Source organism: Trinickia violacea, from assembly GCF_005280735.1.
Taxonomy (GTDB): domain Bacteria; phylum Pseudomonadota; class Gammaproteobacteria; order Burkholderiales; family Burkholderiaceae; genus Trinickia_A; species Trinickia_A violacea.
Window position 1 is genome coordinate 391171 of sequence record NZ_CP040077.1, and the last position, 21962, is coordinate 413132.

The window sequence follows — 21962 nt, forward strand, 5'->3', positions numbered from 1 at the left end:
ACCCTGCGTATAGCGGGCCTCTGGACTGGGTGCCGATATCCGTGGCGGCGCTTTGGCTCGTCACTCGCGTCGTTCTTCTTTGCCTACGCAACTTTGATAAAGTGCGGGCAACCCGGTCGATTCATTCTTATTGCGAGCGATTGCCATGGATACCCTCGTCAGCATGAAAGTGTTCCGCTATGTCGTCGAGGTGGGCAGCTTCGTCGGCGCGGCCGAACGCATGGAGATGTCCGCGGCGATGGCGAGCAAGCACGTGATGCACCTCGAGCAGCAGCTCGGCGCGCGGCTTCTGAACCGGACCACGCGCCGTGTCGCGCCAACCGAGGCCGGCCGCGAGTACTACGAGCGGCTCGCGCAGGTGCTCGCAGAACTCGACGAGGCCGAGCAGGCGGTCAGCGCCGCGAGCATCGTGCCGCAGGGGCGGCTCCGGGTGTCGTCGCTATCGGCGTTCGGCTTGCGCTACCTGATGGCCGCGGTCGCCGACTATGCGGCGAAGCATCCGCAGGTGACGACCGAAGTCGAGCTGTCCGATCGCGTCGTCGAGCTGATCGAGGAGGGTTTCGACGTGGCGATCCGCGCGTCGCCGTTCGGGCTCAAGTCGTCGTCGCTGATCGCGCGGCAGCTCGCGACCGCGCACATCGTGCTGTGCGCGTCGCCGGAGTACCTGAGCCGTCACGGCACGCCGCGAACCATCGACGACCTCGCGAAGCACAACTTCATTCAGTACCGGAACATGCCCGCCGTCGACTGGCTGCCGAGCGGGCCCGATGGGTCGCGCGTGCCGATCGCGGGCAATCTCGTCGTCGCGCATCTCGAGGCACAGCGCGTCGTCGTGCTGTCGGGCGTGGGCATTGCACGGCTCGGCACCGAAGTGATCGGCGACGACCTGGCGCAAGGGCGCATCGTGCCGATCCTCGTGGATGCGCTGCCGCCGCGCGAGCTGCCGATCCATGCCGTCTATGCGAGCCGGCGTCATGTGTCGGCGAAAGTGCGCTCGTTCGTCGACTTCCTGGCGGAGCGGTTTGCCGGCAAGCCGCTGTGGCCGTCGCTCGAGGAGATTCGCGCGGCTGCGGCCCGCTTTTCGTCTTGACGGTCTTGACGGCTTGACGCGAACGTCAACCTCCCCCGGACGTTTGCCTATACTGCGAAAAACACCCGCTTGATTCAACGATCCTCGGGGGAGACATGACCGACCTTTCGATGCCGCAGCGCTCGAGCGGCCACAGGCCGCCGTCGGCGCCGCGTCTGCGTTTCGTGACCGCCGCCGCGCTGTTCGACGGCCACGACGCGTCGATCAACATCATGCGCCGCATTCTTCAGGCGAGCGGTGTCGAGGTGATCCACCTCGGCCACAACCGCTCGGTCGCCGATGTCGCGAACGCGGCGCTCGAAGAGGACGCCGACGGCGTCGCGGTGTCGAGCTACCAGGGCGGGCACGTCGAGTATTTCGAGTACCTCGTCGACATGCTGCGCGAGCGCGGCGGCGAGCGCATCAAGGTGTTCGGCGGCGGAGGCGGCGTGATCGTCGCCGATGAGATCGACGAGCTGCAGCGCTACGGCGTCGAGCGCATCTATTCGCCGCAGGACGGCCAGCGGCTCGGCTTGCAGGGGATGATCGACGACATGATCGCGCGCGCGTCGAAGTCGCCGCGCGCCGCCGTCAACGCACTCGGCGCCGATGTATTGGCGCAACTCGGGCAAGGCAGCGCCGGCCGTTTCCGCCAGCTCGCCCAGCTCATCACCGCACTCGAAAGCGGACAGGCCGACGCCGCCACGCGCGCGGCGCTCGCGGAACGCGCGGCGGCCGTGCAGGTGCCGGTGCTCGGCGTGACGGGGACGGGCGGCGCGGGGAAGTCGTCGCTGACCGACGAGCTGGTGCGGCGCTTCCGCCTCGACTACGACGACGCGCTGACGATCGCCGTGCTCGCGATCGATCCGTCGCGCCGCAAGTCCGGCGGCGCGCTGCTCGGCGACCGCATCCGCATGAACGCGATCGGCGACTGGGGGCGCGGGCCGCGCGTCTTCATGCGCTCGTTCGCGACGCGCGGCGCGCCGATGGAGATCGCCGAGGCGCTGCCCGACGCGATCGTCGCTTGCAAGGCGGCGGGCGTGGACTTGATCGTCGTCGAGACCTCGGGCATCGGGCAGGGCGATGCGGGCATCGTGCCGCACGCCGACCAGTCGCTCTACGTGATGACGCCCGAGTTCGGCGCCGCGAGCCAGCTCGAAAAGATCGACATGCTCGACTTCGCCGATTTCGTCGCGATCAACAAGTTCGACCGCAAGGGCGCCGCCGATGCGCTGCGCGACGTGTCGAAGCAGGTCCAGCGCAATCGCGAAGCGTGGGGCACGCCGCCCGAGGCGATGCCGGTGTTCGGCACGATCGCGTCGCACTTCAACGACGACGGCGTGACCGCGCTGTATCAGCAGGTCGCGGCGTCGCTGGGCGCGCACGGCTTGCGCGCGGGCGCCGGCAGGCTGCCGCGGACGAGCGTGCGTTATTCGAGCGAACGTCATGCGATCGTGCCGCCTTCGCGCGTGCGCTATCTGTCGGAGGTGGCGGAGACCGTGCGGGCGTATCGGACGCGGGCCGAAGCGCAGGCGCGCGTCGCGCGCGAGCGCTGGCAATTGCGCGAAGCGCGGCGGATGTTGATCGAAGCAGCGCAGGCATCGAGCGCCGCCAATGAACCGAAGGCGGCCGGCGTGCCGGAAGCGGTTGCGGCATCCGTCGCGACGGACGCGATCGATACGCCGGAGAACGCGCACTCCCCGAGTCAGCAAGCCATCGCCTCCCTCGACCTGTTGATCGCCGCACGCGATTCCCAGCTCGGCGAACGCGAAAAGGCGCTGCTCGCGGCATGGCCGAAGACGGCCGCTGCCTATTCCGGCGACGAACACGTGGTGAAGGTCCGCGACCGCGAGATCCGCACCACGCTTTCGATCACGACGCTCTCGGGCACGTCGATCCGCAAGGTATCGCTGCCGAAGGTCGCCGACCCGGGTGAGCTGCTGCGCTGGCTCTCGCTCGAGAACCTCCCCGGCCATTTTCCGTTCACGGCGGGCGTGTTTCCGTTCAAGCGCGAAAACGAAGACCCGACGCGGATGTTCGCGGGCGAGGGCGACCCGCTGCGCACCAACCGGCGCTTCAAGCTGCTGTCCGAGGGGATGCCCGCGAAGCGCCTCTCCACCGCGTTCGATTCGGTGACGCTCTATGGCGAGGAGCCGCACGAACGGCCCGACATCTACGGCAAGGTCGGCAATTCCGGCGTCTCGGTGGCGACGCTCGACGATCTGAAGACGCTCTACGACGGCTTCGATTTGTGCGCGCCGGAGACGTCGGTATCGATGACGATCAACGGCCCCGCGCCGACGATCCTCGCCATGTTCTTCAACGCCGCGATCGACCAGCAGATCGAACGCCTGGCGACGCGCTGCGCCGCCGAAGGGCGCGAACCCAAGCCGGACGAAGTCGCCGCGGCCCGCGCCCATGCGCTGCAGAACGTGCGCGGCACCGTGCAGGCCGACATCCTGAAGGAAGACCAGGGACAAAACACCTGTATCTTCTCGACGGAGTTCAGCCTGAAAGTGATGGGCGACATCCAGGCGTACTTCGTCGAGCACGGCGTGCGCAACTTCTATTCGGTGTCGATCTCTGGCTATCACATCGCCGAGGCGGGCGCGAACCCGATCTCGCAGCTTGCGTACACGCTCGCGAACGGCTTCACCTATGTCGAGGCGTATCTCGCGCGCGGCATGCGCATCGACGATTTCGCGCCGAATCTCTCGTTCTTCTTCTCGAACGGCATGGAGCCCGAGTACACGGTGCTCGGCCGCGTGGCGCGCCGCATTTGGGCCCTCGCGCTGCGCGACAAGTACGGCGCGAACGAGCGCAGCCAGAAGCTCAAGTACCACGTGCAGACGTCGGGCCGCAGCTTGCACGCGCAGGAAATCGACTTCAACGATATCCGCACGACGCTGCAGGCGCTGATCGCGATCTACGACAACTGCAACTCGCTGCACACCAACGCATTCGACGAAGCGATCACGACGCCCACCGAAGACTCGGTGCGCCGCGCGATGGCGATCCAGTTGATCATCAACCGCGAATGGGGGCTCGCGAAGAACCAGAACCCGAATCAGGGCAGCTTCATCGTCGAGGAGCTGACCGATCTCGTCGAAGCGGCGGTGCTCGCCGAATTCGACCGGCTGACCGAGCGCGGCGGCGTGCTCGGCGCGATGGAGACGGGCTATCAGCGCGGGCGCATCCAGGACGAATCGATGCTGTACGAGCATCGCAAGCACGACGGCTCGTATCCGATCGTCGGCGTGAACACGTTTTTGTCGGCGCATCCGCACGAGGCGCCGCCGCCGATTGCGCTGCAGCGCTCGACGCAAACCGAAAAGCAGAGCCAGCTGGCGCGCCTGCGCGCGTTCCAGGCACGGCATCAAGGCGAATCGGCTCAGATGCTGCAACGCCTGCAACGCGCAGTGATCGACGACGAGAACGTGTTTGCGGTGCTGATGGACGCGGTGCGGGTCTGCTCGCTCGGGCAGATCACGCATGCGCTGTTCGAAGTGGGCGGGCAGTACCGGCGGAATATGTGAGCGTGTGCGTCGTGGCAATCGGCCGGCAGAGGCGGCGCTTAAAGGGCTGCATCACCAATCAAAATTGCGCTAGCTCTGCCGGCTTGACAGCATCGTGCGATTTCCCGTGACCTGAGTCATTCCGATCTGATATTTCAGAATTTTCCGATAGCTCGCGATTTCCGCTGCCGATAGGGTCGACGGTTTCCATTCGAATAGGAGGAGACCGTGCCGGGTTCGATCGCCAATATCGCACGTGGGCAAGCTAGCAACGTTTGCCGCTCGCTTCAGCAATATCGCAGCACGTTGCCGCACAATTTGACGCCGTATTACGGCATCGCGGTTTGCTATAGCTTCAGCGCGGAGTCAGAGTGGGAATTTTGTGGGGCTTACGGCTTTCTCCGCAGCTACAGTAGCTGTGGCACTTTTTGCTCCCACGCTGGCAGCTAGCGCTATCGTAATAGTCGTCTCACTGGGGGTTGGCTTTCTTGCTCAACTTGCTTGGGGCTGGAGTGGATCTGCGCAAGACACCGAAGCAGCTGTCTGGAGAATGCTGGAGAAATAATGTGCTGACAAATATTGAGGGTGTGCGTTCAATACTATCTAAGGTGCCGATAATTTTCTGTGGAGCGAATCTGACTTGTATTTGCTTGCCAGTAGGGGTTGTATATAAATTCCGCGAAATGCCTGGTTCGGCTATTTTGATGTTGATTGCGACTGCGGCATTGGCCGGCTTTGCAATGGGGGGGGCTGATAAAATATAGAGCGGATTTTTCCGTTAAATTTTCGCTGATGGCTATTGGTTATTTTGTCGTTGTTTTTTTGATTTTTTTGGGAGGGGCGGGCGCGATTGTATTGGCGGAAGTCGTCCGTGCGCGCGAGTATAGGTTTTTCGCGTTGGGTGCTTATCTTGCTTCAGTTATATTGCCGCTCTTGTTTGGGGTGTTGCGGCAGTTTGCAAAATTAGGTGCTTTCCGAGCGAATCGTGAACGCGATTGGATGGTGAGCTTGAGTCGCTGTGTTGATTTCGATCGTTATATTATCACTCCTGGAAAATATAATGAATCAGGTGGGCGTGATATGGGTGCGGTAATTTTTTCGACCGGAGCAATGGTGACTAATATTCCGATCTTATTTCAGATTTACACGGGCTCTAGAGACAACGTGATTTTTGTTGCTCTGCCTGTTTTCGTTGGCGTCTTGAGCTATCTTAACGTCAAGGTGATTGGCCCTCAAATCGCCAGTTTGCTGCTGCTGCGCAAATACGAAAAGCAAACCGGCCGCCACTTCGTCAACGCCGACTACGAAAAAATCCAAGACCTGCGCCGCACCTTCTTCCTCTCTCGCTGGTTGATGAAGGACTACCGCCCGGCAACCGATACCCCCCAAGCCGGCTAGTCACGCCATTCGACGCTTGCCAGAGCGGTAAGCACCGTCCGTCAAGGGCCCCGCCCCCTGCTGCCCATCACTTTTTAGAGTGCCTTCGTTTGGAAATACAATTGGCCCCACATTGATTCAAATTTATCGAACGGTGTTGCAGATTTGCGAGTTGAACGATACCTATCTAGACGGCGAGCTGATTGAGGCTCCAGATTGCTTTTGAAGAGGAGAGGGGATGCATAGGAAAGCGCTGCGATCGGTTATCGGGGCCTGGCTGAGAGGCTATCGAAATATATTTCGATTCTCCGGGCGTGAAACGCGCGTGGATTTTCTTGTGTTTTTGGTAGTCCATTATTGCGTTTTCTATGCCGCTACCAGGGGTGTGCTGTGCTTTTTATCCGGTGAAAATGCGAGCTATCAAGTGGCGCTATTTATTATCGGTTTGTTTTCATTGCTAGCCACGCTGTCTTATAACGTAAGGAGGCTGCACGATAGCAACCGGTCTGGCCTTTTGTGCATCGGTTATTTCTTGTTCGCAGCGCCCATTGTGATAGTGGTCTCTTTGGCGCTTCCTCCTCAAAATGCCACCAATCTCTACGGCCCTGACCCACGGGAAGGCCGTGAATAGTCAACGATAGGCCCGCCCGAGCGGCGAGCCTATCACTATCAATTTCGTCTGCAGCATGGCTTGGGACATACGCAGCAACCAGCAGCGCCGTAACCAACTCCGGCTAAGCTCACCGCCCGATCGCCAGCCGCGCCTTCGCTTCCTCATACTCGCGCTTCAACCGCGCAACGAGCTCATCCACCGACGGCACGTCGCTCATCAAGCCGACGCCTTGCCCCGCGCCCCAGATGTCTTTCCACGCCTTCGCCTTGTCGCTCGCGAAGTTCATCGCGGACTTGTCCGACTCGGGCAGCGCATCCGGATCGAGCCCGGCGCTCACGATGCTCTCGCGGATGTAGTTGCCGTGCACGCCGGTGAAGAGGTTCGTATAGATGATGTCGGAAGCGTTCGAATTGATGATCGCCTGCTTGTAGCCCTCGACCGCGTGCGCTTCTTTCGTCGCGATGAAGCGCGTGCCCATGTAGGCGAGATCGGCGCCCATCGCTTGCGCGGCGAGGATCGAGCCGCCGTTGGCGATCGCGCCCGACAGCACGATCGGGCCGTCGAAGATGCGCCGCACTTCGCCGACGAGCGCGAACGGCGAGGTCGTCCCCGCGTGTCCGCCCGCCCCCGCGGCGACGAGAATCAGGCCGTCGACGCCCGCTTCGAGCGCCTTCTGCGCATGGCGGATGTTGATCACGTCGTGCAGCACGATGCCGCCGTAGCTGTGCACGGCGTCGATGATTTCCTTGGCCGGCGCGCGCAGGCTCGTGATGAAGATCGGCACCTTGTGCTCGACGCACACACGCACGTCGTGTTCGAGCCGCGCATTCGACTGATGGACGATCTGGTTCACCGCGATCGGGCCGATGGCGGCCCCCGGGTTCGCCGCCTTGTGCGCGGCGAGCTGTTCCTGAATCTGCGTGAGCCACTCGTCGAGCAATTCGGCCGGGCGGGCGTTCAACGCCGGGAACGAGCCGACGATCCCCGCTTTGCACTGCGCAAGCACGAGTTCCGGATAGCTGACGATGAACATCGGTGAAGCGACGACGGGCAGCGCGAGATTTTGCAGGGCGGCGGGCAAGGCCATGACGCAGTCTCCTTTAGGGCGCCGGCACGCTCGGAAATGTGCGCGGCGATATGAGTGTAGCGATGCGGGACTCGTGACGCAGCCGGCCGGGTTTCATAGGAAGAAAGCCATCGACAGCATTTAGAAAGCTGCCGATCCCATGCCTGCCGTTGCGTCGCAATCAATCGCCATCAAAATGAACGGTCGTTCGATTATAGGGGAATTCGGAAGACGAGCAGAACCGTTTCAACTTGGAATGAGTGCTCTGGTTCTACGGTTTCGTGCCCCATCGAACGGCCCGGCGTCATGAGCCGCTCATAGAATGCGAAGGGCCTACTACGACAATCGGGGGGACGTCATGGGCTTTCCGGATTTCACACCGTTTCACGTCAACGTTGCGGGTGTCGATATCTACGGGGTCAAAGGCGGATCGGGGCCGCCGCTGCTGTTGCTGCACGGTCATCCGCAGACGCACATGATCTGGCATCGCTGCGCGCCGCAGCTCGCGCAGCATTTCACGGTAATCGCCACCGACTTGCGCGGCTACGGCGCCTCGGCCAAGCCGGCTAGCGACGCGGCGCATGTTCCGTATTCGAAGCGCGCGATGGCGGCGGACCAAGTCGCCGTGATGCGCCATTTCGGCTTCGATCAGTTTCTCGTCTGCGCGCACGATCGCGGCGCGCGCGTCGCGCACCGGATGGCGCTCGATTTCCCGGACGCCGTCGAACGCCTGATGCTGCTCGATATCGCGCCGACGCTCGCAATGTACGAGCGCACCGATCGCACCTTCGCGACCAAGTACTTTCACTGGTTCTTCCTGATCCAGCCCGAGCCCCTGCCCGAAAAGCTGATCGGCGCGGACCCGGATGTCTATGTCGAGCGCGTGATGGGCAGCCGCCACGCGGGCTTGACGCCGTTCGCGCCCGACGCGCTCGCGGCCTATCGCGATGCGCTGCGCCAGCCGGGCGCGGTGCATGCGATGTGCGAGGACTACCGCGCGTCGGCGACGATCGATCTCGTCCACGACCGCGCGGACGAGGAGTGCGGGCACAAGGTGAGCTGCCCGCTGCGCGTGCTGTGGGGCGAGGAGGGCGTGATCGAACTCTGCTTCGATCCGCTTGCCGAGTGGCGGCACGTGGCGCGCGATGTCAGCGGCCGGGCGCTGCCGTGCGGGCACTACATCCCCGAAGAGGCGCCTGACGAGCTCGTCGCGGAGATGCTGTCGTTCTTCGAGGCGAACGAGCCCGCCGAAAGCTAGCGTTTGCTGCGCCCGCGCACGGACGGCGCGGGCGTTGGCGTTGCCGAGGGCGCCGGTGCTCCCGTTGCCTCGAGCTCCGCCGGAGCCGCTTGCGGCGGCGCGAGCGGCGGCAGGCGGCGCGGCACCGGCGTCGACTTGATGATCGCCGTGCTCGTTTCGGCGCGCTCGGTCACCTTCGACAGAATCTCGTCGAGCTGCTCGATCGAGCGCAGCACCAGACGGCAGACGAAGCAATCGTCGCCGGTGACCTTGTCGCATTCGACGAACTCGGGAATGCGGCGAATCACGTCTTCGACCAGATGCAGCTGTCCCGGCAGCGGCTTCACGCGCACGATCGCCTGAAGCGTGTAGCCGAGCGCGCGCGGGTCGATCTGCACGGTGAAGCGCTCGATGACCCCGAGCGTTTCGAGCCGCCGCAGCCGCTCGGCCGTGCTCGGTGCCGACAGCCCGACCTGCCGGGCCAACTCGCTCACCGCGATGCGCGAATCTTCGGCGAGCGCCGACAGCAGTTCGCGATCGGTTTCGTCGAGGGTGGCGGGCGCCGTCGAGGGGTAAAGGCGTTTTGGCATTTTCACCTTCGATAATTAGCCGACATTGCGTCGTGACCTTAGTTTAGCCATGTATTGCGGCGATTGAAATGTCTACACTCGGGTTCATCGAGGTTGAACCGGGAAAGAGAAATCGCCATGGCTAACCAGGAAATCCGGCGCGGCGCAGCCGAAATGACCGCCGCCATGCTGATGTCGGGCACGATCGGCTGGCTCGTCGTCTCGTCGCAGCAATCGTCCATCAATGTGGTGTTCTTTCGCTGCGTGTTCGGCGCGGCAACGCTCTTCGCCATCTGTCTCGCGCTCGGGCTGATACGGCGCCAATGGTTCTCGTGGCGCATGCTCGGGCTCGTCGCGCTCGCGGGCGCGGCGATCGTCGGCAATTGGCTGCTGCTGTTCGCGGCGTATTCGCGCGCGTCGATTTCGATGGCGACCGCCGTCTACAACACGCAGCCGTTCATGCTCGTCGCGCTTGGCGCGATCGTGTTTCGCGAGCGCGTGACGGCATCGACGATCGCGTGGCTCGTCGTGGCGTTCGTCGGTCTCGTGTTCGTCGTGCGCGTGGAGCCGGCGGTGCTTGCGGTACCGGGCGAATATCTCGAAGGCGTGGCGCTCGCGCTCGGTGCGGCTTTCCTCTACGCCATTTCGTCGATCGTCACCAAGCGCTTGAAGGGCACGCCGCCGCATCTGATCGCGCTGATCCAGGTCGTGCTCGGCGCGCTGATGCTCGCGCCGCTCGTGCACTTCGACGCACTGCCGACGACACCCGCGCACTGGCTCCAGCTCGGGACGCTTGGCGTCGTTCACACCGGCGTCATGTATGTGCTGCTGTACGGCGCCATTCAAAAGCTGCCGACGGCGATGACGGGCGCGCTGTCGTTCATCTATCCGATCGTCGCGATCATCGTCGACCGTGTGGCGTTCGGACAATCGCTCGCGTGGATTCAAGTCGCGGGCGCCGTGTTGATTCTGCTGGCGGCGGCGGGCGTGAATCTCGGCTGGCGCATCGTGCCGCAGCGGCGGCTATCGTCGTGTAAGTCAACGTAAGTGTTTCGGGATTTGATTCGGATATCGAAGTAAATTGCCGAGGCCTTACGTTGAGACAGAGCGTTTCGTCGCCAATCCGATTGTGCCGTCACTGCGCAAAGCCTGGATAAAAGACGCTGGCCGACAAAATGTCAGCAGTCTGTAGGGAAATTACCGATGCGATTCGAGTGAGCCGGCCGGTATCATTCAAATCGACGCTGATCACGTCAAAAAAATTCCGCCGCACGCCACCCAAGGCGCGCGGCTTTCTTTTTTGTCAGTTCGCCATCACGAGAATGGTCGCGCGGCCCGTCAGCGCGATCTCCCCGCGCTGATTGATCACGGTGCCCTCGAGCGTCACGAGGTCGCCGTTCAGACTCGGCTTCCAATACGCGTCGGCGACACGCCACGAGAGCGTCAGCGTATCGCCCGCCAGCACCGCTTTCTTCAACTTGATATCGAATTCGAGGCCGAGCGATTGCGCGTAGCTCGAAAAGTGCGTCGCGACGAGCGCCATGAAATGCGCGGCCGGCTGCGTGCCCGACGCGATGATCCCGCCGAATCGGCTTTGCGCGGCGAATGCATCGTCGTGGTGCAGCGGGTTCAAATCGTTGACGAGCGTCGCGAACGATTTGATCGATTCCACCGGCAGCGTGAGCGTGCTGCTGCACGTTTCGCCGATCTGCACGACGCGTGCCGGCTCGCTCATGGCGCGGCCGCCTTGCGCTGTTCCATTAGCGACGCGTGCCGCAGATCGAGTTCCGCCCAGATGGCGCGCTTGCCGTCGTCGTCGAGCTTCGACCACGCGCGGATCTCGTCGATCGTGCGCAGGCACCCGTCGCACCATTGCGTGTCGGCATTCATCTTGCACACGTTGATGCACGGCGACGGCACGGCGGGCGTCTGCGGCGCGTCCTGAGTTTGGAGTGGGGTGGCTTCTGAGGTCGTCATGCTTCGCGCAGCGCCACGTCGGCCACGGGCGCGCCCGTCAAAGCGACGAGCTCCTGCGGCGAGAGATTGAACACCGCGTGCGGATGGCCGGCCGCGGCCCACAGGCTGTCGAGTTCGAGCAAGTCGGCGTCGATCAGCGTGACGGGCGGCGTGGCGTGCCCGATCGGGCAGACGCCGCCGATCGCATAGCCGGTTTTCTCGCGCACGAACTTCGCGTCCGCGCGCGCGATTTCGCCGACTTGCTGCGCGACTTTCTTTTCGTCGACGCGATTCGCGCCGCTCGCCACCACCAGCACCGGGGCATCGTCTTCGCGGCGCCGGAACAAGATCGATTTCGCGATCTGCGCGACCGAGCAGCCAAGGCCCGCGGCCGCTTCGGCCGAGGTCTTGCCGGTTTCCGGCAGCATCACGACGGATTGGGTGTGCCCGCGCTCGCGCAGCAGTTGCGCGACGCGGCGGGCGCTATCGGGGAGCGTCTGGTCGCCGCTCGATTCGGTAAAAGCTTCGTCCGACATAGGGAAGGGGGTTATCGCTGAGTGAATGACGGCGCGCGTGAAGCGCCTACGAGCATGCGGCCTGGCTGCGCGCTTTCGCGAGCAAGGCCTTGCCGGCGCGCGAGACGTTCGCGCGGCCGATCGACGTCGAGATGAAATCGCCGATTGCGACCACTTGGTCGAGATCGACGCCGGTTTCGATGCCGAGGCCGTTCATCAGGTACAGCACGTCTTCGGTCGCGACGTTGCCGGTCGCGCCCTTCGCATACGGACAGCCGCCCAGCCCCGCCACCGACGCGTGATAAATCTCGATGCCTTCGAAGAGCGCCGCGTAGATGTTCGCGAGCGCCTGCCCGTAGGTGTCGTGGAAGTGGCCGGAGAGCCGTTCGCGCGGGAACGATTGCGTCACGGCGCTGAATACTTCGCGCGTGCGCTTCGGCGTGCCGACGCCGATCGTATCGGCGATATCGATCTCGTCGCAGCCGAGCGCGGCAAAGCGCTCGACGACGTCCACCACCGACGCCACCGGCACCTCGCCCTGATACGGACAGCCGAGCGCGCACGACACGCTGCCGCGCACGCGCACGCCGTGCTCTTTCGCTGCCGCGACGACCGGCTCGAAGCGCGCGATGCTTTCCGCGATGCTGCAATTGATGTTCTTCTGCGAGAACGCTTCGCTCGCGGCGCCGAAAATCACGATCTCATCGGCACGCGCGGCGAGCGCGCCTTCGAAGCCTTTCAGGTTCGGCGTCAGCACCGAGTAGATCGTGCCTGCGCGGCGTTCGATGCCGTTCATCACCTCGGCGCCGTCGGCCATCTGCGGCACCCACTTCGGCGATACGAACGACGCCGCCTCGACATTCTTGAAGCCCGCTGCGGCAAGCCGGTTGACGAGCTCGATCTTGACCGGCGTCGGCACGAAATCCTTCTCGTTCTGCAGCCCGTCGCGCGGGCCGACTTCGACGATCTTCACTGCGCTGGGAATGGACATGGTTGTCTCCTTGATATTGGGTTCCTGTGCGCGCGGTCAGTACCCGCGCGCCAAATCGACGATGCCGCTGATCGCTTCGCCGCGCTCGAGCGCCTCGATCTTCTGCGCCACCTGCTGCAGGCTTTCTTCGCGCAGCGTTTCGGCGGAGCTGTGCGGCGTGATCGTGATGCGCGGCTCGTTCCAGAACGGATGGTCGGCGCTCAGCGGCTCCTTGCGGAACACGTCGAGCGTAGCCGCCGCGATTTGACCGTCTTTCAACGCTTCGAGCAGGTCTTCTTCGACCAGATGCGCGCCGCGCGCGACGTTCACGAGATACGCGCCGCGCGCGAGCTTCGCGAAGGTGTCGCGGTTCAGCACGTCGTTCGTATCGGGTGTGCTCGGCAGCAGATTCACGAGCACCTTCACGCCGTCGAGAAACGCGTCGAACTGCTCGGCGCCCGCATAGGCGGTCACGCCGTCGATGCGTTTCGCGCTCCGGCTGTAGCCGCGCACGGGCAGGCCGAACGACGCGAGCGTCTTCGCGACGTGCGTGCCGAGCACGCCGAGACCGAGCACGCCGACGGTGAACGTCCTGCGCGCATGGGGTTCGAGCACGTGCCAGCGGCGCTCGGTTTGCTGGCGCGCGTACTCGTCCAGGCGGCGCAGGTAGCGCAGCACCGCGTGCGTGACGTATTCGGCCATCTGCGCGGCCATGCCGGTGTCTTCGAGCCGCACGAGCGCCGCTTCGCGCGGCAGCGTGCCCGGATGCGCGTGCTCGAGCGCGAGGATCGCATCGACGCCGGCGCCGAGATTGAACACCGCGCGCAAGCCCGGACGGTGAGCGAACAATTCACGCGGCGGACGCCAGACGATCGCGTAGTCGGCGGGCGCGGTGTCGCCCGGCTTCCATACGCGCAGGTCGGCGCGCGGCAGCGCCCGGGCCAGATCGTTGAGCCATACGGACGGATCGTCATACGACGAGTAGAACAGAATCTTCATATCGTTCGCGTTAAGAATAGGCTTCATTCTACTTTTTCAGCCGCCGCCGCGCGCAGGGGTCCCATTTCCGCCGATAAACAAAGCACGAAAAATTGGTTCGGCGCCAAGCGGGCGCGCGCGAGAATGCCTGCTCGAATTCCTCTCCGGGAGGGCAAATGCTGGCATGCACCAAATCGACGTGGCCGCCGCGCCTCGTGACGGTACCGGGCCTCCATGGCAGCGAGGGCGGCCACTGGCAGACCTGGCTCGAGCGGCAATTCGCGCGTTCGCTGCGCGTCGAGCAGGCCGATTGGGATGCGCCGCATCTCGCGACCTGGTCGCAGGCCGTGCGCGACTTGCTCGCGCGCGAGAAGGGGCCGTTCGTGCTCGCCGCGCACAGTTTCGGCTGCCTCGCGACCGCGCACGCGTTGGCGCACGGTTCGCATGCGTCGAACGTGGCGGGCGTGCTGTTCGTCGCGCCGGCGAGTCCGAAGAAATTCGCGTTTGCGGGTGCGTTCGATGCGCGGCGCCTCGGCGTGCCGTCGATCGTGATCGGCAGCGAGACCGATCCGTGGATGCCGCTTGCCGACGCGCGCGAGCTGGCGCAGCGCCTCGGCAGCGCGTTCGTGAATCTCGGCGACGCGGGGCATATCAACGTCGCGGCGGGTTACGGGCCGTGGCCGCGCGCGAAGTACTTCGTCGATACGCTCGTGCATTGCGCGGCGCCGCTGCGGTTTCGCGACGAGCCGGTCGAGCTTGCGCCGCACGCGCTGGTTTGAGGGGGCCAATGATTGCGGCCGGCGCGTGGGTCACGGCCGGCCGCTGTTGCATCGAATCGCCATTGAATCGCGTCAGTGAGGTTCGGCCCCCGCGCGCTTGGCGAGGGCTTTCCGCGCCTATTTTCCGCGCTTACCCCAGGCTGCCGAGACTCGTCACCGGCGCAACCGCTGCCGGGTCCGAGAAGCTCGGACGGCCGGTCTCGATGTGGCCGGCGAGCCGCCGCAGGAACGTGCCGCCCGTGCCGTCCGAGATCGTCAGGTCGTACCAGTGATGGCTCGAGCGCAGCTCCCAGCGTGCTTCGACTTCGTCATGCGCGCCGAGCTTGAAGCTGCGCGTTTGCGCGCCGTACGCGTTGTCGACCGCGGTCAGTTCGATCGCGGCCTTGCCGTGGTTCACGATCTTCAGATAGAGATTGCCGTTCGCGACGTCGTAGCCCGCTTCGACTTCCGGGTTCGCGACATGCGCGTGAGCGCCGCCTTGCGTGCTCGCTGCGGTCGTGCCCGCGAACTGACGCACGAAGCCGTTCGGACCGTAGACCGTGAACTCATAGACGCCGGAAGTCGCCGACAGATCGAACGTATCGTGCAGCGACTTGTGCGCTTCGACGGTATAGCGCCACGGGCCGTCGGTGCGGTTCGTCGAGTAGACGTAGAAGTGCGCGCCGTGCTCGCCCGTGTTCGCGAGCGAGAGATTGAGCGTGTTCTCTTCGGCCTTCACGTGTGCGTTCACGTGCAGCTCGTACGGCAGCGGGCGCGCGTAGCGCGTGCCCGGCTCCTGCGGATCGACCACGCCGGGCGTCGACGGCACCGTGGGCTTCGGATTGTTCGCGCACTGGTTATCGGCGATCGACTTGTAGCCGCTCGTGTCGGGCAGCGGCGGCATCGTCGAATCGGGCGTGCGGAAATCGAATGCCGACGTCAGGTTGCCGCACACGACGCGGCGCCACGGCGTGATGTTCGGCTCGTTGACGCCGAAGCGCGCTTCGATAAAGCGGATCACCGACGTGTGATCGAACACCTGCGAGCAGACGAAGCCGCCCTTGGTCCACGGCGAGACGATCGTCATCGGCACGCGCGGGCCGAGGCCGTAGGGGAACCCGTCGGCGGTGTAGCTGCCGCCGCGCAGCGGGTTCACGACGTTGTGGATCTCGCCGTCGACGGTCACCGTCGAGAGGCCCTGCGCGCGCGTCGTCGGCGGCTGCGGCGGGACGATGTGATCGAAGAAGCCATCGTTCTCGTCGTACATCACGAACAGGACGGTCTTGCTCCAGACGTCGGGGTTCGACGTGAGCGCGTCGAGAATGTTCGAGAGGTACTCGGCGCCGTAGGCGGGGGTGTACTGCGGGTGCTCCGAGTACGCGGCGGGCGGCAAGAGCCAAGACACTTGCGGCAGGTTGTTCGCCTGCACGTCGGCTTTCAGTTGGTCGATCGTGCGCACCGTCATCGCACGGTTGTACAGCGACGAGCCGACCGGCGCATTGATGTACTGCTGGAAGTTCATCAGCACGTTGGTGCCGTAGTTGCCGTTCAGCGGATCGGCGCCGGTCAGGCCCTGCTGGTAGACCTGCCACGAGATGCCGGCCGCGTCGAGGCGCTCGGGATACGTCGTCCACGACAGCAGCGCGTAGTTGGGCGGCCCGTCGCCGTCGACGAAGTCGCTGTTGTCGAGGAGCGGCCCGCCTTGCGTGCCGGTCGGGTCGACCATCCCCGTCATCAGGTACGAGCGGTTCGGGTGCGTCGGGCCGGGCAGCGAGCAGAAGTAGTTGTCGCAGACGGTGAACGCATCGGCGAGCGCGTAGTGGAACGGAATGTCCGAACGCAGGTAGTAGCCCATCGTCAGGTCCGTCTTGTTCGCGGGCCATTGGTCGTAGCGGCCCGCGTCGATCGCGGCTTGCGTCTTGTACCAGGAGTGGTCGAGGTCACCGACGCATTGCGCGCTCGTCGTCTGCGTGTTCAGGTGAAACGGCACCACGGGCTGCGCGGGGTTTTCCTTCGACGGCTGGTTCCACACCGGCAGGCCGCTCGGCAGCGGGATCGGGAAGCGGTCGTTGTAGCCGCGCACGCCGCGCAGGTGGCCGAGGTAGTGGTCGAACGAGCGGTTCTCCTGCATGAACACGACGATGTGCTCGACATCGCGCAGGCTGCCCGTGCGCGACGCCGCGGGCACGGCCAGCGCCCGGCGGATCGATTCGGGGAAGACGGTCATCGCGGCGGCGGCGCCCGCGGATTGCGCTACGGTTTGCAGAAAACGGCGACGGCTATTCAAGGTCATTTGGTTTCACCTTCTGCTTGGGGGAGGTGCGGGCGCAAGGAGCGGCTTGCCCCGCGGTTGGGTTGCTGTCGGGTTGCGGTCAGTCGCTGCTGGACTCCGGCGGATAGTGCACGACGGGCGGCGCCGGAGGCGGTTCGTTCGGGAACGTGTCGGGCTGGGCGGCGGCGAGGCGGGTGGTGTTCGGGCCTGCGTTGGCCGTGGCCTTGGCGCTGGTGCTTAGGCTGACTGCGGCATCGGCATTCGCGGCCGACAACTGAGTCTTGGCTGCCGGCGCGGCGATCGAGGAAGCGGAGTCGTCGTCAGGGCCGCAGCCCATGAGGCCGATGCTTGAGAGTAAGGCGAGCGTAACCGTCGTCCGAAGGCGCATGCGTCGTTTCCACGTTAACGGGGGGACATTGCTGCGAGCCGCGGCTGGCGGTTGCTCGGGATTGCGATGGCGCCGGCTCGTTCGAAGTCGGCTAAGTGTGAATAAACGGTAAGAAAATTACGTGAAACGTTTGCGGCGGGAGTGTGATTACGGATGGCTTGCGGGGGAGACGCGCGGCCGAGGGGGACAGCCGCGCGCAACATGACGCCGCGCGAAAGCTCACGCGGCTGATTTCGCTTAGTTCGTTTAGTTCGCGGACGTCGCGCGGTCGCACTGCTGCGCCGTTTCCACCGGCATCTGCTGCGCCGCCTCGGCGCGCATGCCGAGCCGCGCGAGCAGCTTGCGATCCTTGTCCGCCTGCGGGTTGCTGGTCGTCAGCAACTGGTCGCCGTAGAAGATCGAGTTTGCGCCGGCCAGGAAGCACAGCGCCTGCATCCCGTCGTCGAGCTGCTGGCGGCCGGCCGACAAACGCACCATCGCCTTCGGCATCGTGATGCGCGCGACCGCGATCGTGCGCACGAATTCGAGCGGGTCGAGCGGTTCGGTGTTTTCGAGCGGCGTGCCTTCGATCGCCACGAGGTTGTTGATCGGCACCGACTCCGGATACGGGTTCATGTTCGCGAGCTGAGCGATCAGGCCCGCGCGCTCGCGGCGCGACTCACCCATGCCGATGATGCCGCCGCAGCAGACGTTGATGCCCGCGTCGCGCACGCGTTCGAGCGTGTCGAGACGGTCTTGGTAGGTGCGTGTCGAAATGATCTGTCCGTAGAACTCGGGCGACGTGTCGAGGTTGTGGTTGTAGTAGTCGAGCCCGGCGTCGGCGAGCTGCTTCGCTTGCGCGTCTTCGAGCATGCCGAGCGTCATGCAGGTTTCGAGGCCCATGTCCTTCACGCCGCGAACCATCGCGGTGAGCGGCTCCATGTGGCGCTCCTTCGGATTGCGCCAGGCCGCGCCCATGCAAAAGCGCGTCGCGCCGTTGGCCTTCGCGGCGCGCGCCGCTTCGAGCACGACGTCCACGTCCATGAGTTTCTCCGCCTTCAGGCCGGTGTCGTGATGCGCGGATTGCGAGCAGTAGCCGCAATCCTCTTCGCAGCCGCCGGTCTTGATCGACAGCAGCGTCGAGAGCTGCACGGCGTTCGCGTCGAAATGCTCGCGGTGCACCTGTTGCGCGCGCAACAGCAGGTCGTTGAACGGCAGTTCGTACAGCGCGGCGACATCGGCCACGCGCCAGCGCGCCGGCGTGCCGCCGGCATTCGCGGCTTGAGTGGCTTGCGTGACGGTGGCGCTCGCAGTCTCGGCGGCAGGTTGGAACTGAGTCATGTCGTCAATCCTTGTAGGCAATGAGTCGAAGGGGTTCAGCGCTGCGTGGTGCGCAGCGTCTGCAATAGCTTGGCGGTGTCGATGCAATCGGCTGCGGCATCGGCGATGGAGTCGGACGCGGTCGACGCGAGATGCGGCACGACGCCGAGGAGCGGCGCGCGGTGCTCGCGTTCGAGCCAGGTGCGAATCGACTCGATGTTCTCGTCGGCGAAGCGCATCGCCGGGTCGACGCGATTGGCGACCCAGCCCGCGATGCGCAAGCCGCGCGACGCGATCGCGTCGGCCGTGAGCAAGGCATGGCTGATGCAGCCGAGCCGCATGCCGACCACGAGCACGACCGGCAGGTTCAGTGCGAGCGCGAGGTCGGCGGTGTCGTGCGTATCGTCGAGCGGCACGCGAAAACCGCCGACGCCTTCGACGACGACGATATCCGCTTGCTCGCGCGCTTGCGCATGGCAAGCGACGATGTGCGCGATATCCAGCGCAACGCCTTCTTGCGCCGCGACGATATGCGGCGCCGCAGGCGCTTTCAGCAGATACGGGGTGCGGATCTCAGGGGCAAGCAATACGCTCGCCGCGGCGTCGAGCCGATCGGCGTCTTCATTGCGCCATTGGCCATCGCGTTCGTAGGCGCCGGCGGCGATGGGTTTCATCGCGGCGGCGCGCAAGCCCGCCCGAGTCAAGCCGCGCAGCAGGGCGCAGGAAACGAGCGTCTTGCCGATTTCCGTGTCGGTGCCGGTGACGAAGAGTGAAAGCGGCGTGCTCATGCGTGATTCACCTCGTCGAGCTGCGCCAGCGCCATTTCCAGACGCGCGAGGTCTTCATGAGAATGCGCCGCCGACAGCGAGATGCGCAATCGCGACGTGCCCACCGGCACGGTCGGCGGACGAATCGCGGGTACCCACAGGCCCGCCTCGTCGAGACGCGCGGCGACGGCCAGCGCGGCTTCGTTCGAGCCGATGATGAGCGGCTGCACGGCGGTGTGCGAATCGACCGGCTGCCAGCGCGTGGCTTTGAGCATCGCGCGCGTGCGCTCGATGAGCGTCGCGAGGTGCGCGCGCCGCGCGTCGCCTTCCTGGCCCGCGATGATCTTGATGCTGGCCGAGACCGCGTGAGCGACCGCAGGCGGCGACGCCGTCGTGAAGATGTACGGACGCGCGCGCTGCAGCAGCCATTCGATCACCGTCTCGTGCGCGATCACGCACGCGCCCGCCACACCCGCGGCCTTGCCGAGCGTGCAGATGTAGACGAGATGCGGCGAACGCAGCGCGGCGGCAGCGAGCGCGCCGCGGCCTTGCGGGCCGAGCACGCCGAAGCCGTGCGCATCGTCGACGACGAGCCACGCGCCGTGCCGCTCCGCTAGCGCGAGCAGCGCGGCGAGCGGCGCGATGTCGCCGTCCATGCTGAACACCGTGTCGCTGACGATCACTTTCACCGCGGCGTCGGACGCTTCGAGCATGGCGGCCAGCGCTTCGGCGTCGTTATGCGGATAGATCTGCACGTCGGCGCGCGCGAGGCGGGCGCCGTCGATCAGCGAGGCGTGATTGAGCGCGTCGGAGAAGAGCGTGGTGCCGCGGCCCGCGAGCGCGGTGAGCGCCGCGAGATTCGCCATGTAGCCGGTGGAAAACGACAGCGCGCGCGGCGCATCGACGAAGCCGCCCGCAAATTCGGCGAGGTCGTCTTCGAGTTGTTCGTGCGCGCGCGAGTGCCCGCCGAGCAGGTGCGAGCCGCCGCTGCCCGCGCCGTAGCGCGCGGCGCCCTCGGCGAGCGCGGCAGCGAGCGCGGGGTGGCCGGCGAGGCCGAGATAGTCGTTGCTCGCAAAGCCGACGATGTCGCGACCGTCGACGCGCATGTGCGCGCCGCAAGGGGTATCGGCGATGCGCCGGCGGCGGCGCAGGCCGCGCGCGTCGAGATCGGCGAGCCCTTCTTTTAGCGTGTCGAGGATGAACATCAGGATGCCTCCGCCAGCGTCGCCTCGAACGTCTCACGCGTGCGAGAGGCGAGCAACGCGATTTCTTCGGCGTCCAGAATATATGGCGGCATCAGGTAGACCGTCGTGCCGATCGGACGCAGCAACAGTTCCTTGGCGAGCCCGGTTTCGAAGAAGCGGCGCGAGAAGGTTTTTCCAGCCTGGCCTTCGAGCACGGCATCGAACGCGAAGATCGTTCCGCATTGACGGAAATTGCGCACGGACTCGTGCGTCGCGAGCGGATTCAGCGCTTCGCGGAGCTGCGCCGATTTGCTTGCGTTTGCGGCCAGCACGTTATCGCTGGCGAACAGATCGAGCGTCGCCAGCGCAGCGCGGCATGCCAGCGGATTGCCGGTGTACGAGTGCGAATGCAAGAAGCCGCGCGTGGTGTCGTCGTCGTAGAAGGCCGCGAAGATGTCGTCGCGCGACAGCACGATCGACAGCGGCAAATACCCGCCGCTGATGCCTTTCGACAAGCACAGGAAGTCGGGCCACACGCTCGCTTGCTCGCTCGCGAAGAACGTCCCGGTGCGTCCGCAGCCGACGGCGATTTCGTCGGCGATCAGGTGCACGCCGTATCGATCGCACAGCGCGCGCAGCCCCGCTATGTACGAGGCATCGTGCATCGCCATGCCCGTCGCGCATTGCACGAGCGGCTCGACGATCAGCGCGGCGATCTGTGCGGCGCGCGCTTCGAAGAGCGTGCGCACGGTGTCGAGCGCACGGCGCGCGACATCGGCCGCGCTTTCGCCATCGCGCGCGTGGCGCGCATCGGGCGAGGCCACCACATGCGCGTGACGGATCAGCGGGTCGTATGCGTCCTTGAACAACGCGACATCGGTCACGCCGAGCGCGCCGATCGTCTCGCCGTGATAGCTGTTTGCCACGCAGACGAACTCGCGCTTCTCGCTCTTCCCGTGATTGCGCCAATAGTGAAAGCTCATCTTGAGCGCAATCTCGACGGCCGATGCGCCGTCCGACGCAAAGAACGCATGACCCAGCGTGTTCTGCGTGAGTAGCGACAACCGCTCCGCGAGTTCGACCGCAGGCTCGTGCGTGCAACCCGCGAGCATCGCGTGTTCGAGCGTATCGAGCTGAGCTTTGAGCGCGTCGTTGATGCGCGGATTCGCGTGCCCGAACAGATTGACCCACCACGAGCTGATCGCGTCGAGATAGCGGTGCCCCTCGCGATCGTAGAGCCATGCGCCGCTGCCTCGCGCAACGGGAATGAGCGGCAGCCGCTCATGGTGCTTCATCTGCGTACAGGGATGCCACACGGCTTTGAGGCTGCGTGCGACCCAGTCTTCGGTTGCTGATGCTTTCAAAACCACTCCGTAGCATGAACGTTCGTCGATGTGCCTCTGTTGGCGCACATCGGCCCGTGTTCATG

Annotated in this window: 20 protein-coding genes; 7 read left to right on the plus strand and 13 right to left on the minus strand. The window is 64.9% G+C overall.

Annotated features, from left to right (window positions below; genetic code table 11):
* Nucleotides 1–145: 145 nt before the first annotated feature.
* From FAZ95_RS01625 to FAZ95_RS01640, 4 genes are all read left to right on the plus strand, one after another.
* The gene (locus tag FAZ95_RS01625; RefSeq protein ID WP_137330836.1) at nt 146–1090 is read left to right on the plus strand and encodes a LysR family transcriptional regulator; all 945 of its coding nucleotides are present in this window, start codon (nt 146–148) and stop codon (nt 1088–1090) included.
* A gap of 95 nt (nt 1091–1185) precedes the next feature.
* Entirely contained in the window at nt 1186–4605 is a 3420-nt protein-coding gene (locus FAZ95_RS01630; RefSeq protein WP_137330837.1) for a methylmalonyl-CoA mutase family protein, read from the plus strand.
* Between the two features lie 771 nt (nt 4606–5376).
* On the plus strand, nt 5377–5982 hold the full coding sequence (locus FAZ95_RS01635) for a hypothetical protein (RefSeq protein WP_137330838.1): 606 nt from the start codon (nt 5377–5379) through the stop codon (nt 5980–5982).
* Nucleotides 5983–6199: 217 nt separating this feature from the next.
* Complete coding sequence (locus tag FAZ95_RS01640) at nt 6200–6592, plus strand: DUF805 domain-containing protein (RefSeq protein WP_137330839.1); 393 nt, start codon at nt 6200–6202, stop codon at nt 6590–6592.
* 109 nt (nt 6593–6701) lie between these two features.
* Here the strand turns inward: FAZ95_RS01640 and FAZ95_RS01645 are convergent, their stop codons facing one another.
* The gene (locus FAZ95_RS01645; protein ID WP_137330840.1) at nt 6702–7661 is read right to left on the minus strand and encodes an NAD(P)H-dependent flavin oxidoreductase; all 960 of its coding nucleotides are present in this window, start codon (nt 7659–7661) and stop codon (nt 6702–6704) included.
* 337 nt (nt 7662–7998) lie between these two features.
* Between FAZ95_RS01645 and FAZ95_RS01650 the strand changes: the two genes are divergently transcribed.
* On the plus strand, nt 7999–8898 hold the full coding sequence (locus FAZ95_RS01650; RefSeq protein ID WP_137330841.1) for an alpha/beta fold hydrolase: 900 nt from the start codon (nt 7999–8001) through the stop codon (nt 8896–8898).
* On the opposite strand, the gene FAZ95_RS01655 is transcribed toward FAZ95_RS01650, so the two are convergent.
* Complete coding sequence (locus FAZ95_RS01655; protein WP_137330842.1) at nt 8895–9467, minus strand: Lrp/AsnC family transcriptional regulator; 573 nt, start codon at nt 9465–9467, stop codon at nt 8895–8897. The genes FAZ95_RS01650 and FAZ95_RS01655 overlap by 4 nt on opposite strands.
* 117 nt (nt 9468–9584) lie before the next feature.
* Here FAZ95_RS01655 and FAZ95_RS01660 point away from each other — a divergent pair, with 117 nt between their 5' ends.
* Entirely contained in the window at nt 9585–10493 is a 909-nt protein-coding gene (locus FAZ95_RS01660) for a DMT family transporter (protein WP_137330843.1), read from the plus strand.
* Nucleotides 10494–10749: 256 nt separating this feature from the next.
* Here the strand turns inward: FAZ95_RS01660 and FAZ95_RS01665 are convergent, their stop codons facing one another.
* Genes FAZ95_RS01665 through FAZ95_RS01685 form a run of 5 tightly spaced genes read right to left on the minus strand, consistent with a single transcriptional unit; the run spans nt 10750 to nt 13886 of the window.
* Entirely contained in the window at nt 10750–11181 is a 432-nt protein-coding gene (locus tag FAZ95_RS01665) for a MaoC family dehydratase (RefSeq protein ID WP_137330844.1), read from the minus strand.
* Nucleotides 11178–11423, minus strand: coding sequence for a DUF1289 domain-containing protein (locus FAZ95_RS01670; protein ID WP_137330845.1), 246 nt, complete (start codon nt 11421–11423; stop codon nt 11178–11180). Before FAZ95_RS01670 ends, FAZ95_RS01665 begins: the two co-directional genes overlap by 4 nt.
* On the minus strand, nt 11420–11938 hold the full coding sequence (locus FAZ95_RS01675) for a YbaK/EbsC family protein (RefSeq protein WP_137330846.1): 519 nt from the start codon (nt 11936–11938) through the stop codon (nt 11420–11422). The genes FAZ95_RS01670 and FAZ95_RS01675 overlap by 4 nt, the downstream gene beginning before the upstream one ends.
* Before the next feature lie 46 nt (nt 11939–11984).
* A complete protein-coding gene (locus FAZ95_RS01680) occupies nt 11985–12908 on the minus strand; it encodes a hydroxymethylglutaryl-CoA lyase (protein WP_137330847.1) in 924 nt (307 codons plus the stop codon).
* 36 nt (nt 12909–12944) lie between these two features.
* Entirely contained in the window at nt 12945–13886 is a 942-nt protein-coding gene (locus tag FAZ95_RS01685; protein ID WP_137334385.1) for a 2-hydroxyacid dehydrogenase, read from the minus strand.
* Between the two features lie 155 nt (nt 13887–14041).
* Here FAZ95_RS01685 and FAZ95_RS01690 point away from each other — a divergent pair, with 155 nt between their 5' ends.
* Complete coding sequence (locus FAZ95_RS01690; protein ID WP_137330848.1) at nt 14042–14644, plus strand: RBBP9/YdeN family alpha/beta hydrolase; 603 nt, start codon at nt 14042–14044, stop codon at nt 14642–14644.
* Between the two features lie 130 nt (nt 14645–14774).
* Here FAZ95_RS01690 and FAZ95_RS01695 read toward each other — a convergent pair whose 3' ends face one another.
* The 6 genes from FAZ95_RS01695 to bioA form a co-directional block, all read right to left on the minus strand.
* Nucleotides 14775–16916 carry a phosphocholine-specific phospholipase C gene (locus FAZ95_RS01695; RefSeq protein WP_137330849.1) on the minus strand — a complete coding sequence of 714 codons (2142 nt, stop codon included), beginning with the start codon at nt 16914–16916 and terminating at the stop codon, nt 14775–14777.
* 79 nt (nt 16917–16995) lie between these two features.
* Nucleotides 16996–17283 (minus strand): hypothetical protein, encoded by a 288-nt coding sequence (locus tag FAZ95_RS01700; RefSeq protein ID WP_137330850.1) that lies wholly within the window; start codon nt 17281–17283, stop codon nt 16996–16998.
* Between the two features lie 246 nt (nt 17284–17529).
* Nucleotides 17530–18603 (minus strand): biotin synthase BioB, encoded by a 1074-nt coding sequence (gene bioB, locus FAZ95_RS01705; RefSeq protein ID WP_175425498.1) that lies wholly within the window; start codon nt 18601–18603, stop codon nt 17530–17532.
* 35 nt (nt 18604–18638) lie between these two features.
* Nucleotides 18639–19370 carry a dethiobiotin synthase gene (gene bioD, locus FAZ95_RS01710; protein WP_137330851.1) on the minus strand — a complete coding sequence of 244 codons (732 nt, stop codon included), beginning with the start codon at nt 19368–19370 and terminating at the stop codon, nt 18639–18641.
* The gene (bioF, locus tag FAZ95_RS01715) at nt 19367–20554 is read right to left on the minus strand and encodes an 8-amino-7-oxononanoate synthase (protein ID WP_137330852.1); all 1188 of its coding nucleotides are present in this window, start codon (nt 20552–20554) and stop codon (nt 19367–19369) included. The genes bioD and bioF overlap by 4 nt, the downstream gene beginning before the upstream one ends.
* On the minus strand, nt 20554–21897 hold the full coding sequence (gene bioA / locus FAZ95_RS01720) for an adenosylmethionine--8-amino-7-oxononanoate transaminase (RefSeq protein ID WP_137330853.1): 1344 nt from the start codon (nt 21895–21897) through the stop codon (nt 20554–20556). The genes bioF and bioA overlap by 1 nt, the downstream gene beginning before the upstream one ends.
* Between the last annotated feature and the right edge of the window lie 65 nt (nt 21898–21962).